We start from the raw sequence: 14,062 nt of genomic DNA on the forward strand, positions 1-14,062 counted from the left end.
TTGAGCCTTTCGAGGAGCTTGCCATGACCCTTGCCAACCTGCCGCCACTTGTCACCGTGTTCGGAGGGTCCGGCTTCATCGGCAGGCATGTCGTTCGCGCACTGGCAAAGCGCGGCTATCGCATTCGGGTTGCTGTTCGGCGCCCGGATCTCGCAGGCTTCCTGCAGCCGCTTGGCAATGTCGGCCAGATCTCCTTCATCCAGGCGAACCTGCGGTACCGCAATTCCGTCGACCGCGCCGTGGACGGCGCCGATTTCGTCGTGAACTGCGTCGGCATTCTCTTCGAGACCGGCCGCAACTCCTTCGAGGCCGTCCAGGAGTTCGGCGGCCGCGCCGTTGCCGAAGCGGCCCGCGGCGTGGGCGCGAAGCTGATCCACCTGTCGGCCATCGGCGCCCATGCGACTTCCGACTCGGGCTACGGCCGCACCAAGGGCCGCGCCGAAGCGGCCATCCACTCGATCAAGCCAGACGCCGTTATCTACCGGCCGTCGATCGTGTTCGGCCCCGAAGACAGCTTCTTCAACAAGTTTGCCGATATGGCCCGGATCTCCCCCGTCCTGCCGCTCGTCGGCGGCGGCAAAACCAAGTTCCAGCCGGTTTATGTCGTCGACATTGCCGAGGCGGTCGCGAAGGCGGTCGAAGGCAAGGTTGCCGGCGGCAAGATCTACGAACTCGGCGGCCCGGAAGTGCTGACGTTCCGTGAATGTCTTGAGACCATGCTCAAGGTGACGTGCCGCACGAACCGCCTTGTCTCGATTCCTTTCAGCCTTGCTTCGCTGATTGGGAGCGTCGCAACGCTCGTGCCGTTCGTCACGCCGCCGATCACGCCCGACCAGGTCCGCCTGCTGAAGAAGGACAACATCGTCTCCAAGGAAGCGGAAGCGGAAGGCCGCACGCTGAAGGGTCTCGGCATTGCGCCGACGATGGTCTCCTCGGTGCTTCCCTCCTACCTCGTGCAGTATCGTCCACACGGCCAGTACACCGACTCCGGCAAGGCAGCCTGACACCTACGCTTCGACTTACATTTTCAGCGCCGTTCGCGATTCCGCGGGCGGCGTTTTTCGTGGAAGGGTTTTCCAGATTCACGCAAGTTGCGCGTGTTTTTTTGCCGACTCGTAGAGCACGGCCGTTGCATAAAAGCAGCACGTAATATCTAGCAGAATTAACAACAAATTTAGCTGGAACATTTATTGCTATTTGTCATTCCACTGACTACACACCCCGCGCGTCCTCCAACGGACTCAGCGCCTTCGTGCGCAATCAACGATTTTGAAAGGCTTTCTTCAATGGGTAGGTCAATCGCGCTTCTGTTTGCGTGTGCGGCGCTGGTTATTCTGGCAGGCTCCTTCGTTGCTCCCGGTTCGGTTGCAGCGGTCAAGGGCGAATGCTCGCCGGCATATGGTGTCGATCCTTGCGAGACCGGATCCATTAGCCATTAACGAAAATCGTCGGGGTATTCGCGCAGGAATGCGCGAATACAACGCGTTCGGACTCCTCAGGCGATCACGCCAGACGCAGCCAGGCCGAGCAGTATAGCGCCGAGAATGATGCGGTAGACTGCGAACACCGTAAAGCGGTTGCTGCGGATGTAGGACAACAGCCATTTCACGGCGATGAAGGCGACTATCGTCGATACGACGAAGGCGATGCCGAGGCCGGTCCAGTCTTCGTTGGCCGCTCCGCCGTCCTTGAATGTCTTCAGTAATTCGTAGCCGCTTGCCGCATACATGGTGGGAATGCCGACCAGGAAGGCGAATTCAGTCGCCGCGGCGCGATTGCCGGTACCGGCCAGCATAGCGACGAAAATCGTGGCGCCCGAGCGCGATGTTCCGGGGAAGACACCGGCAACCACCTGGGCGATGCCGACCAGGATGGCAACGAGCCAGGTAATTTCCTTGTGGGGAGGCCGGCGCGCAGCCGCCCACTCGGCAAATATCATCCAAATACCGCCAATGATGAGCGCCCAGGCAATCGGCGTCGCGTTCTCGGGCAACTCGAAGCCGAGTTTCTTGACGATAAGCCCCAAGACGGCGGTGATGAGAAAGGCGACGATCAGCTTGGCGGCGTAGGAGCGGTTCTCAGGATCCCGCCAGCCGAGCACCAGATCCACAAGACGACGCCAGTAGATGATGGTGACGGCGAGGATAGCGCCCGCCTGAATAACGATGTTGAACATGTCCGAGCGGTGGCCGAGCCATTGCTCCGCAATGATGAGGTGGCCGGTGCTCGATATCGGCAGAAACTCGGTAATCCCTTCAATTATGCCTAGAACTATAGAGCTCATGTAGTCCATAAATTGTCTCCCGTTTAGAGTCCGGTCGGACCTGGATTGCGCTGATGCCGCTGGGGGACGGCATCCATTTCCTTTGTCGGCTGTCGGATGGCCCGACTCGCTTGTGTTGGAGGGGCCAAACTCCTATAGCTTCAACTAATGAGTCATGAATAGGGCGCGATAACAGGCGCGCTCCTTCGACATGCGACCACCCATCAAAAAACCCGAGTATCGATGCCCACGCTCTATCACCACCCCATGTCATCCGCATCACGCTTCGTCCGGCTGATCCTGACGGAATACGGCTATCAGGCAGACCTGATCGAAGAGCAGACCTGGGAGAAGCGCCGCGACTTTCTGGCGCTCAACCCGGCCGGCACCCTGCCTGTCTACGTCGATGACAGCATGCGCGCGCTCTGCGGGGCCAGCGTCATTTCGGAATATCTGGATGAGACGCACGGCGTGCTGAAGCGCGACCGCCGGCTGCTTGCCGAAGACCCTTTCCAGCGCGCTGAAATCCGTCGACTGACGGAGTGGTTCATGCAGAAGATGGAAACGGATGTTACGAAGCCGCTTGCGCGCGAGCGTGTCTACAAGCTGCAGATGACGGCGGATCAGGGCGGCGGGGCACCCGATTCGAAGATCCTGCGCACCGCACGTGCCAACATCCGCCAGCACATGAAGTATCTGACCTGGCTTGCCGGCTCGCGCCAATGGCTGGCCGGCGAGCGGATGAGCTACGCCGACCTGGCCGCAGCGTCTTCCATTTCGATCCTCGACTATCTCGGCGAGATCGACTGGTCGGAATCGCCGATGGTCAAGGACTGGTATCAGCGCCTGAAGTCGCGCCCATCATTCCGGCCGCTACTGACGGAGCGCGTGCGCGGTCTCACGCCGGTTTCGCATTACGCCGACCTGGATTTCTGATGAGGGCCTTCCATGCCCGAACGAACTGCAGCTAAGGAACAAAAGCGCCGCGACACGCTGACCGGCTTCGTGCGGGCGGAAGCGCAGGCCCTGGGTTTCGATCTTTGTCGGATCACCGGCGCGGATGCCATACCGGAGGCCAAGGACCGGCTGGGCGAGTTCATCGATGCCGGGCGGCACGGCACGATGGAATGGATGGCCGAAACGCGCGACCGGCGCGGCGATCCGCGCACACTCTGGAGCGATGTAAAATCCATCGTCGTTTTCGGACTGAATTACGGACCGGACGAGGATCCGCGCGGCATCCTCGCAAAGCCCGAAATGGGCGCGATTTCGGTCTATGCACGAAACCGCGATTATCACGACGTGATCAAGGGCCGCCTGAAGGAGATCGCGACGCGCTTTGCGGCGCGGGCCGGTGCCGACGTCAAGGTCTTCGTCGACACTGCACCGGTTATGGAAAAGCCGCTGGCGGCGGCGGCCGGCCTCGGCTGGCAGGGCAAGCACACCAACCTCGTCAGCCGCATCCACGGTTCGTGGCTGTTCCTCGGCTCGATGTTCACGACTGCCGAACTCAATATAGACGAGCCCGAGGCCGACCACTGCGGCTCGTGCCGCGCCTGTCTCGATGCCTGTCCGACGGACGCGTTTCCGGCGCCCTACCAAATCGATGCGCGGCGCTGCATTTCCTATCTCACCATCGAGCACAAGGGCTCGATCGACCCACACCTGCGTCCGCTGATCGGCAACCGCATCTATGGCTGCGACGATTGTCTTGCCGCCTGCCCCTGGAACAAGTTCGCCCGGGAAGCGTCCGAAATGAAGCTGCAGGCGCGCGAGGACTTGAAGGAGCCTTCGATCGAGTATCTGCTGTCGCTGGACGATGCCGCCTTTCGTACGTTCTTCAGCGGTTCGCCGGTCAAGCGGATCGGCCGCGACCGCTTTGTCCGCAACGTGCTGATCGCGGCCGGCAATTCCGGCGAACGGCGATTTGCCGGACGGTGCAGGGAACTTACGCTGGACCCCTCGCCTGCGGTGCGCGGAATGGCCGTGTGGGCGCTTTCGCGCCTTTTGGAGACTAGCGAATTTGCGACCTTTGCGGCACAAAGGCCATCGGATGAGTCGGACAGCGACGTGCTGGACGAATGGCGACTGGCGGGAGTGGCGTGATGCATGTTGTGATTTTCGGCTGCGGCTATTCGGGAACGGCCATCGCCAGGGCGTTTCTTGCTCAAGGCTTCCGGGTTTCGGGTACGACGCGCTCGCCTGACAAGGCGGCGGCACTGCGCGCACAGGGCGTCGATGCGTTCTTGTTCGACGGGGACGTTCTCGAGGCGGATGTGCTCACCGCATTGACAACGGCAACCCATCTTGTGCAATCGATCGCTCCGCGCGAAGCCGGCGATCCGCTGATCAGACTGGCTGGCGAGAACGTCCGGGAAATGGCGCCGCAGCTCGGATGGATCGGCTACCTCTCCACCGTCGGCGTCTATGGCGACCACCGCGGCAATTGGGTCACCGAGGAAACACCGTGCGTTCCTGTCTCCGGCCGCTCGAAGGAGAGGCTCGAGGCCGAAGAGGCGTGGATAGAGATCGGCCAGCACCTCGGCGTACCGGCAGCGGTTCTGCGGCTTTCCGGCATTTACGGCCCTGGACGCAATGCTTTCTGCAATCTGCAACGCGGCACGGCACGCCGGCTGATCAAGAAGGATCAGGTCTTCAACCGGATCCGGGTCGAGGACATCGGCGCAGCAACGCGGTTTCTCGCCGATCGCCAGCTCGGCGGCATCTACAATGTGACTGACGATCTCCCCGGCCCGCCGCAGGATGTCATCGTCGAGGCTGCGCGCCTCATGGGCGTCGAGCCCCCGGCGGAACAGCCGTTCGAGACCGCCGAACTGACGCCGATGGCGCGATCCTTCTATGGCGAAAACAAACGCGTCTCCAACGCCAAGCTGAAAGCCGAAGGCTTTGCATTCTCGTTTCCGACCTACCCCGCCTCCCTCGCTCAGCTGATCGAGAACGATCGGTGGCAGGGTTAGACTGAGAAAAGTCCGGGACGGCCAACCCGGCCACGGCAAATGTCTGACAGCTGCCTCCCCACACTACCCGCGGTCTGCCCAAATGCCGCCGGCAGTTGCAATGTTATGTCGGCAAAAATCACTTCGACGTTATCGGCGCCGCACCCCCTCGGAACGGTAGGAAATTCCTACTTATCCCTGTCACGCAACTAAATTTAGCTCCGGTTTATGGTTAACGGCCTTTGAATTTGCGCAAATGCGGCAACAATTATGGCGATTACGAAAAATTATTTTCATTAATTTTGTGATCCTCGGTTGCGGCAAGTCGCTTGCGCAAGAAACGTTCCATTTTTATTTGATTTCGTTATCTTTTTTCCACCCTTCCCTCTCTTGACAGCAATTCGAATCATTCGCCGGCTCATCACGAATATTACGCTTCGTAACATTCCGTGATCAATAAAGGCACTTTTTCGCCACTTTTCGGCGGATTTAAGCCCCGCCGCCCGTATGGCGTAAGTTCAACAGTTGAGGGACAATCCGTTTTGAAGAAAATCTGCCGTTCTATTTTCGCCGTAGCAACTATTGCAGCCTGTTCTACCATCCTTCCAATGGAAGGTTTTGCTGCAAATGGTTGTGGTGGCGCTTCATGGTACGCACTTCACTCCAAAACTGCCTCTGGGGAACGTATGAACCCGACTATTAATACTGCAGCCCATCGTTCACTGGCATTTGGTACGAAGCTGAAAGTTACCAACCGCAACAACGGCCGTAGTGTCGTCGTTCGCGTCAACGATCGTGGTCCGTTCATTCGCGGACGCGTGCTCGACCTCTCCCGCGCTGCCGCCCAGAACATCGGGATGGTCAGCAGCGGTACTGCAAAGGTCTGCTACGAAATCATAGGCTAAGCCGTCGCCCGCATCCGAATGGGCCGCTTGCTCTTGCCGCCAATCGCGTTTACCACGCGGTTCTCGACTTGTGTACAATCCGCTGCGTCAGTCGCGCTTCCTGCGGATTGTACACAAGCCCGGTGGTGTGCCCCCGGTATTTTGACCTCAGGCGATTGGGAGCTGTGTGAATGCGGTTGGGCGGACGGCTCGAAGGGGCAATTTCGGTACTTGCAGATATCGACGCCCGCAGACGGCCGGTGGCCGACGCCCTCAAGGATTGGGGCCTTGCGCACCGTTTTGCGGGCTCCGGTGATCGCGCTGCGATCGGCAACATCGTCTACGACGCGTTGCGCATGCGTCTCTCCCATGCCTGGCTCATGGACGACGACAGCGCGTCCGCCGTCGCTCACGCCGTCATGTTCCGCCAATGGGGCTTCACGCCGGACGCGCTCGCAAGCGAACTCGCAGACGACAAGTTTGCGCCCGAGCCTCTTTCGGCCACGTCACTGTCCGCATTCCAGAGCCGAGACCTCGCCGATGCTCCCGCTCACATCCAGGGCGACATCCCCGCGTGGGTCCAACCCTCCTTCGAACTGAGCTTCGGCGCGGCGTGGCTTGCCGAGGCCCAGGCGCTCGCCGGTCGTCCCACACTCGATTTGCGCGCCAACATTCTGAAGGCCACCCGCGAAAAGGCCGTCAAAGCGCTCGAAAGAGCCGGTGCGCAAGAGGCAAGCATCGCGCGTTACGGTATCCGGATTCCCGCCGGCGAAGGTGCCTCTCGTCTTCCAAACGTCACGGCCGAGCTTTCGTTCCAAAAAGGCTGGTTCGAAGTTCAGGACGAGGGATCGCAGATCGTCGCCGATCTGGTTCTGCCTGGCGAAGGCGACCAGGTTCTCGACTATTGTGCCGGCGGCGGCGGCAAGACGCTCGCCATGTCGGCCGCGATGCACAACAAGGGCCAGGTCCACGCCTACGATGCCGATCGCAAGCGGCTGGCGCCGATCATAGAGAGGCTGAAGCGCGCCGGCACCCGCAATGTCCAGGTTCACGACGACGCGAAGGCCCTGAACAGCCTCAGCGCGCGATGCGACAAAGTCCTGGTAGACGCCCCATGCACCGGTACCGGCACATGGCGCCGGCGTCCCGATACGAAATGGCGTCTGACTGAGAAGAACCTCGACGAGCGCACCGCCCAGCAGCAAGACGCGCTGACGCAGGCGAGCGCCTATGTTCGCCCCGGCGGCGAACTCATCTATGTCACCTGTTCGGTGCTGCCGCAGGAGAATGAAGAACAGGTGCGGCGCTTCACAGCGGAACATCGGGATTTTGAGATTGCCAGTGCTCTCCCGGCCTGGGACAGCCTCTTCGGCAAGGACAGCCCGCGCCCCCGCACTTCCGACGCCAAGACGATCACGCTGACGCCGGCCTCGACCGACACCGACGGCTTCTTCTTCTGCCGGATGCTGCGGACGTCATAGCGACCCCGTTTGGCAGAATTTGACGGGCATTTGTCATTGCTGCCAAAAATGCCGTCACCGATAGTCTCGACGAGCCACTTCAGGCGATCGGGAGACTTTGATGAACGACATGGATAAGGGAAGGCGCAACGCCAGGATCCTGGCCCTCTGCCAGGCGCTTTACGTTTGCGCAATTTCCGTCGACCTGACCTTGACGAGCATTACCGGCTATCAGCTGGCGCCGGACAAGTTTCTCGCCACTCTGCCCTTTGCGCTGATAACGGTCGGCGCCGCCGTGGTGACGGTGTTTGCCGCCTTCATCATCGAGCGGCTGGGCCGGCGCATCGGTTTCGCTCTCGGTGCACTGTGCGGCGCGGCGGGTGGGCTGGTCTCGGTGTGGTCGATCGTCCACGGCAATTTCTGGCTCTTCTGCCTCGGCACCGCAGGCGTCGGCGCCTTCCAGGGATTTGCCCAGTTCTTCGCCATCGCGGCGGCAGACTCGGTCCCGAAAGACTACAAGAGTCGAGCCATCTCGACCGTTCTGGCAGGCGGCGTCATCGCCGCCATCGTCGGTCCGGTGCTCGCCAGCAAGGCCAAGGATATCGCATTCGACACCGTCTTCGCCGGCTCCTACCTCCTGGTCGCCGCGCTCGCCGTCATGTCGGCACTCATCTTTCTCCTGTTTTATCGGGATGTCGACATGGTCGACGCTCAATCGAAGGGCGAGGACCGGGCCGCCCGCCCGCTCCGGGCGATTGCCGGTCAGCCGATCTTCGTCGCCGGCGTCGCGACGACCATGGCAGCCTCCGCAACCATGCTGATCGTCATGACGGCGTCGCCGCTGGCAGCCGTGGCCTGCGGCTTCAGCATCGACGACGGCGCCAGCATCATCCAGTGGCATCTCTTCGGCATGTTCGCGCCGTCCTTGTTCGCCGGCCGGCTCGTCGCCCGCTTCGGTGTCATGCGCATGCTCTGCGTCGGTACCGTCTTGATGGCTTGTTGTGTCGCGATCGCGACCAGCTCGGAGACGCTGCTGGCATTCCACCTCGCACTGCTGGCGCTCGGGGTCGGCTGGAACATCATGATCGTCTGCGGGACGACCCTTCTGGCGCAATCCTATCGGGCAAACGAGCGCGGCAAGGCACAGGCGCTGTCCGGCCTGCTCGGCAATATCGCGGCGACCTTCGCAACCCTGACGTCGGGCGCCGTGCTTGAGGGTTTCGGTTGGTCGATCCTCAACCTCCTCGTCCTTCCGCCACTTGCAGTCTGCCTCCTGCTTGTGCTGAGATGGCGCGGCACGAGCCGTGCAACGTTCGGAGAAGGAATTGCCTGATCGCCTCGTCGTCATGATAGCCTATGGCGGCGTCAACCTGATCGACGTCGCCGGGCCGTTGCAAGCCTTCGAAACCGCGGGGCGCCTGCGGGACAGCGCGGCAACGTCGGGGTATCGGCTGGTGATCGCCTCCGAGGATGGCGGGCCGATCAGGACTGCCCCGGGGGTCGTCATCGAAACCTCGGCACTGAAGGACGTACGGCCCGGCGAGATCGACACGCTGATCGTGCCCGGCGGTCTTCCGAGTACGAGCGCCCACACCTTCGGGCTGGATCGGCTCGTCGCCTGGCTTGCCGAAAACGCCCGGGCCGCGCGTCGGCTGTGCTCCGTCTGCACAGGCGCCTTCCTGCTCGGGGACGCCGGACTGCTCGACGGCCGGCGCGCGACCACCCATTGGTCGCGATCGGAAGAGTTGTCTCGGCGGCATCCGGCGATCAATCTGGAGCCCGACTGCATATTCGTCAACGACGGGCAACTGTGGACGTCGGGCGGGGTTACCGCAGGCATCGATCTGGCGCTGGCGCTTGTCGAGGCTGACCTCGGCCATCGCGTGGCGGTCGATACCGCGCGCCAGCTCGTCGTGTTCGTCACCCGGCCCGGCGGCCAGAACCAGTTCCGCACGGTCTTTTCGCTGAAGGAGGCGAAGTCCTTCGGCTTCTCAAGGCTGCATACGTGGATGGCCGAAAATCTCCACGCAGATCTCCGGGTAGAAAAGCTCGCCGAAAAGGCAGGGCAAAGCCCGCGCACCTTCGCGAGGCTGTATGTTTCGCAAGTGGGGCGGACTCCCGCCAAGGCAGTCGAGATGATGCGCCTGGAGGCCGCCTGCCGGGCGCTGGAGGAAACGAGCCTGCCGTTCAAGACCATCGCGGCAGCGGTCGGCCTCGGCAACGAACAGAACCTGCGCCGGGTCATGCAACGGCAATTCGGCATCGGCCCCCTGGACTATCGGGAGCGCTTCGGCAGACCCGGCTGATTTCGAGGGTCGAGCACCGGCGAACCTGCCCGCAACAGCTCATTTTGCCGCGGATTCCCCTCCTTAAAACAATTCCAAACTAGAGTGTTTGACACCAGTTTGGTTTTACGCGATGAGATTTCGCCGGACTTCAGACGGAACGTCCGTCACAGGAGAGGACCTATGAAACTCAACAGGAATTTTTGCGCAGCCCTGGCGCTGGCGGTGGCCCCAACCGCATTGCTCGCCATTCCCGCCTACGCGGCAACGGACGCTGCCGCGGTGGTCAAGCATTACACCGACGTCGCCCATGCAAAGTACGAGGACTCGCTGACGACGGCGAAGGCACTCGATGCGGCAATCGACGCTCTCTTGAAGGAGCCGACGGATGCGACGTTGAAGGCTGCCCGCGCTGCCTGGATCAAGGCGCGCGTTCCCTACCAGCAGACTGAAGTGTACCGCTTCGGCAACCCGATCGTCGATGACTGGGAAGGCAAGGTCAACGCCTGGCCGCTCGACGAAGGCCTGATCGACTATGTCGACGCCTCCTACGGCACCGAAAGCGATGAAAATGCCCTCTTCGTCGCGAACGTCATCGCCAACAAGACCATCAAGATCGATGGGAAGGATGTCGACGCCTCCAAGCTCACGCCTGAATTCCTGTCCGGAACGCTGGCCGAAGCCGGTGGAGTCGAAGCCAACGTGGCAACGGGCTATCATGCCATCGAATTCCTGCTCTGGGGCCAGGACCTGAACGGCACCGGCCCAGGCGCCGGCAATCGTCCAGCCACCGACTACGACCTGAAAAACTGCACGCACGGCAATTGCGATCGCCGTGGCGAGTACCTGAAGTCAGCCTCGACGCTGCTCGTTTCCGATCTTCAGGAAATGACCGACAACTGGGCACCGGGCGGTGAGGCGACCAAGCATGTCGAAGCCGATCCGAAGGCCGGCCTCGTGGCGATCCTGACCGGCATGGGCTCCCTGTCTTACGGCGAACTTGCCGGCGAGCGCATGAAGCTTGGTCTCATCCTGCACGATCCGGAAGAAGAGCATGATTGCTTCTCCGACAACACCTACAACTCGCACCTCAACGATGCGATCGGCATCGCTGCCGCCTATACGGGCGACTACACCCGTGTCGACGGAACCAAGCTGAAGGGTCCGTCTCTGCACGACCTCGTCCAAGCCAAGGACAAGAAGCTCGACAAGGAAATGCAGGCGAAGCTGAAGAAGACGCTCGATGCGATGCAGGTCATGGCCAAGCGCGGCCAGAACGTCGAGAAGTACGACCAGATGATCGGCGAAGGCAACAAGAAGGGCAACGCCGTCGTTCAAGCTGCCATCGACGGCCTGGTCGACCAGACAAAGTCCGTGCAGCGCGTTATTGCCGCACTCGATCTCGGCACGGTCAAGCTTGAAGGTTCCGACAGCTTGGATAATCCTGGCGCGGTCTTCCAATAAGTGAAAAGGCGGGCCGCTTCGGAAGCGAGGCGGCCCGAGCCCTGAAATGTCAAAGACTGCCGTCGCATCTACGCCGATCCAGGGCGTTGCACAGGGATGCGCTACACATGGATCAGGACGCCGGCAGCAAGTTTTCCGCCTTCTGGTGGCCGCGATCGGCGCCACAGCCGCGGGCTTTCCTCTCGCTTCGGCGTCCGACTTCGGTCTGCCGACAATGCGAACGGACCTCTCCGACGCCGACACGAAGCGCGTCGCCGACGTGACGCGACCGACCACCGATTTTTCCAAGGCGGAGCAATACGAGGCAATGCAGGCCGGCGGTGCGACCTCCATCGATCCGGTCACTCAGGATTCGTTCTCGCATATCTCCGCCACCATCCCCTTCGACGAAGAGCAGCCTTTCAGGCTCGGGAACGCGCTCTTCAAGAAACTCTGGGTTTCAGCCCCCTCCTCGACGCAGGCGTCCGATGGGCTGGGCCCGCTCTTCAACGCCCGCTCCTGCATGAGCTGCCACGTCAACGACGGCCGCGGAAAACCGCCGGAAGGCGGAGCCAGCGCGACGTCGATGTTCCTGCGCCTGTCGCGTGCGGCGACGACGTCCGACGAGAAGCGCGCGGTCGCCGCTGCCGAGATCGTCAACTTTCCCGATCCGGTCTATGGCCACCAGCTACAGGATCTCGCCATCCCCGGCCTTGCCTCGGAGGGGAAGATGGCCATTCGCTACACCGAACAGCCGGTGGCGCTTGGCGACGGCGAGACGATCTCGCTGCGCCGGCCGACCTACGCCGTCACCAACCTCGGCTACGGGCCACTCGATGCGACAACGACGATTTCGGCCCGCGTTGCGCCGGCGATGATCGGGCTCGGTCTGATCGAGGCCATTCCGGAGGCGGATATCCTCGCACACGCCGATCCGGCCGATGCAAACGGCGACGGGATATCCGGCAAAGCAGCGATCGTGCGCGATCATCGCACCGGCAAGATCGCCCTCGGCAGATTCGGCTGGAAGGCGCAGAATGCCACGGTTCGGGACCAGAGCGCCGATGCCTTTTCCAACGACATCGGCATCTCCACGCCGGACCGGCCCGATGCGCATGGAGACTGCACGACGGCAGAAGCCAGGTGCCTGAAGCTACCGACGGGCGTCCAGAAGCGTCTGGGAAACGAGGAGGCGCCGGACCCGATCCTCGACCTCGTGACATTCTATTCGGCCAATCTTGCGGTCCCGGCCCGGCGCAAGGCGAGCTTTCCCGAAACGTTGAAAGGCAAGCAGGTTTTCTATGAAACCGGCTGCGTCTCCTGCCACATGCCCAAGTTCGTGACGCGCCGCGACAGTCTAGACAAGGCGCAATCCTTCCAGCTGATCTGGCCGTATTCCGACTTCCTGCTGCACGATATGGGCGACGGGCTTGCCGACGGACAACAAGTCGGACTTGCAAGCGGACGTGAATGGCGTACGCCGCCGCTATGGGGTATAGGTCTGACCCAGACTGTCAGCGGGCACAGCTTTTTCCTTCATGACGGCCGTGCCAGAAACCTCACGGAAGCCATTCTCTGGCATGGCGGCGAGGCACAAACGACACGTGACGCTTTCGCAGCCCTGCCAAGGAATGATAGGCAGGCACTGATTACATTCCTGGAGTCCCTTTGATGCGCCTTTGGCAACCTCTTGTCCTATCGCTTGCCCTTGCCTCTTCCGCCGCCGCCCAAACCGCCGCACCGCAGGCGGGCCTCAACGAGGATGCCGTCCCAGCCGTCATGCAGCGCGCCGTCGACGAGGTAATCCGCCCCGGATATCGCAACGCCCAGCAATCGGCCGCCCGCCTGACGACCGCGATGAAGGATCTTTGCGAGGACGGCACGCAGCAGACGCTGGACAAGGCAAAGCAGGCTTTCGACGACACGATCCGCTATTGGTCGGTGATCGAAATCGTTCAGACCGGGCCAGTCATCCAGGACAATCTCTTCGAACACATCCTGTTCTATCCCGACCGCAAGGGTGTCGGCCTGAGACAGGTGCAGGCGCTGCTCGCCAAGGCCGATCCAAAGGATACGACGGTCGATGCAATCGCCGGCAAGAGCGTCGCCCTGCAGGGCCTGACGGCGCTGGAATACGTGCTCTACGGCAGCGGTTCCGAAGACTTGATCCAGCAGAAGAACAGCTTTCGCTGCCTTTATGGCGCCGCCGTCGCCGGCAACATACAGCGCGAGGCCGGCGAGGTGGTCGCCGCCTGGGAAAAACCCGACGGCATTCAAGGAAGCTGGAAGCATCCCGGCCCGCAAAGCGAAGAGTTCGCGGACAACAAGGAAGCGGTCACCGCGCTGCTCGGCATTCTCGTTCATGGCGCGGAAACGGTTCGCGACCAGCGGCTCGAGCAGTTCTACAAGGGCAAGGAAACCACGCCCCGGCCGCGCATGGCGATCTACTGGCGCTCGAAGAACACCTGGAAATCGATGACGGCCAATCTGGAAGGGTTGCGCACCCTCTGGCAGAAGGCCGGCATGGCCGAACTGCTGCCGGCCGACAGGAAACCGATCGCCGAGGCGATCGATGCGAACTTCAAGTCCCTGCTCGAGACCGTGCCCAAGCTCAATCCCGATATCGAGGTCGCCACCAGCGATCCGGAAAAGGCGAAACTGGATGCCCTGCTTGTCAGCACCCGCGAATTGATCACCAAGATCAGCGACGACTATGGCGCAGCGATCGGTCTTTCCGCCGGTTTCTCCTTCTCGGACGGCGATTGATCCG

The 14,062-nt window shown here is 61.7% G+C and carries 12 protein-coding genes; 11 read left to right on the forward strand and 1 reads right to left on the reverse strand.

Annotation, left to right across the window (positions count from 1 at the left end):
- Positions 1 to 23 precede the first annotated feature (23 nt).
- Entirely contained in the window at positions 24 to 1,004 is a 981-nt protein-coding gene (locus tag ASC97_RS32135) for a complex I NDUFA9 subunit family protein (RefSeq protein ID WP_057472382.1), read from the forward strand.
- Positions 1,005 to 1,495: 491 nt separating this feature from the next.
- Here ASC97_RS32135 and ASC97_RS32140 read toward each other — a convergent pair whose 3' ends face one another.
- Positions 1,496 to 2,293: an undecaprenyl-diphosphate phosphatase gene (locus tag ASC97_RS32140; RefSeq protein WP_057472383.1), complete on the reverse strand. Its 798-nt coding sequence runs from the start codon at positions 2,291 to 2,293 to the stop codon at positions 1,496 to 1,498.
- 213 nt (positions 2,294 to 2,506) lie between these two features.
- On the opposite strand from ASC97_RS32140, the gene ASC97_RS32145 reads away from it, so the two are divergent.
- From ASC97_RS32145 to ASC97_RS32190, 10 genes are all read left to right on the forward strand, one after another.
- Positions 2,507 to 3,199, forward strand: a complete 693-nt coding sequence (locus ASC97_RS32145; RefSeq protein ID WP_057472384.1) for a glutathione S-transferase family protein — start codon at positions 2,507 to 2,509, stop codon at positions 3,197 to 3,199.
- Between the two features lie 12 nt (positions 3,200 to 3,211).
- On the forward strand, positions 3,212 to 4,369 hold the full coding sequence (queG, locus tag ASC97_RS32150; protein WP_057472385.1) for a tRNA epoxyqueuosine(34) reductase QueG: 1,158 nt from the start codon (positions 3,212 to 3,214) through the stop codon (positions 4,367 to 4,369).
- Positions 4,369 to 5,241, forward strand: a complete 873-nt coding sequence (locus ASC97_RS32155; protein ID WP_057472386.1) for an SDR family oxidoreductase — start codon at positions 4,369 to 4,371, stop codon at positions 5,239 to 5,241. Before queG ends, ASC97_RS32155 begins: the two co-directional genes overlap by 1 nt.
- A 521-nt stretch (positions 5,242 to 5,762) precedes the next feature.
- On the forward strand, positions 5,763 to 6,125 hold the full coding sequence (locus tag ASC97_RS32160) for a septal ring lytic transglycosylase RlpA family protein (protein ID WP_057472387.1): 363 nt from the start codon (positions 5,763 to 5,765) through the stop codon (positions 6,123 to 6,125).
- A 170-nt stretch (positions 6,126 to 6,295) separates the two neighbouring features.
- Positions 6,296 to 7,585, forward strand: a complete 1,290-nt coding sequence (locus tag ASC97_RS32165) for an RsmB/NOP family class I SAM-dependent RNA methyltransferase (protein WP_057472388.1) — start codon at positions 6,296 to 6,298, stop codon at positions 7,583 to 7,585.
- Positions 7,586 to 7,685: 100 nt separating this feature from the next.
- Entirely contained in the window at positions 7,686 to 8,897 is a 1,212-nt protein-coding gene (locus tag ASC97_RS32170; protein ID WP_057472389.1) for an MFS transporter, read from the forward strand.
- Complete coding sequence (locus ASC97_RS32175) at positions 8,890 to 9,870, forward strand: GlxA family transcriptional regulator (protein ID WP_244481630.1); 981 nt, start codon at positions 8,890 to 8,892, stop codon at positions 9,868 to 9,870. Before ASC97_RS32170 ends, ASC97_RS32175 begins: the two co-directional genes overlap by 8 nt.
- A gap of 162 nt (positions 9,871 to 10,032) precedes the next feature.
- Positions 10,033 to 11,313 carry an imelysin family protein gene (locus ASC97_RS32180; RefSeq protein WP_057472390.1) on the forward strand — a complete coding sequence of 427 codons (1,281 nt, stop codon included), beginning with the start codon at positions 10,033 to 10,035 and terminating at the stop codon, positions 11,311 to 11,313.
- A 214-nt stretch (positions 11,314 to 11,527) separates the two neighbouring features.
- Positions 11,528 to 12,964 carry a di-heme oxidoreductase family protein gene (locus ASC97_RS32185; protein WP_244481633.1) on the forward strand — a complete coding sequence of 479 codons (1,437 nt, stop codon included), beginning with the start codon at positions 11,528 to 11,530 and terminating at the stop codon, positions 12,962 to 12,964.
- On the forward strand, positions 12,964 to 14,058 hold the full coding sequence (locus ASC97_RS32190) for an imelysin family protein (RefSeq protein WP_057472391.1): 1,095 nt from the start codon (positions 12,964 to 12,966) through the stop codon (positions 14,056 to 14,058). The genes ASC97_RS32185 and ASC97_RS32190 overlap by 1 nt, the downstream gene beginning before the upstream one ends.
- Positions 14,059 to 14,062 lie beyond the last annotated feature (4 nt).

Origin of the sequence: Rhizobium sp. Root1203 (genome assembly GCF_001424945.1) — a bacterium.
Lineage (GTDB): Bacteria > Pseudomonadota > Alphaproteobacteria > Rhizobiales > Rhizobiaceae > Rhizobium.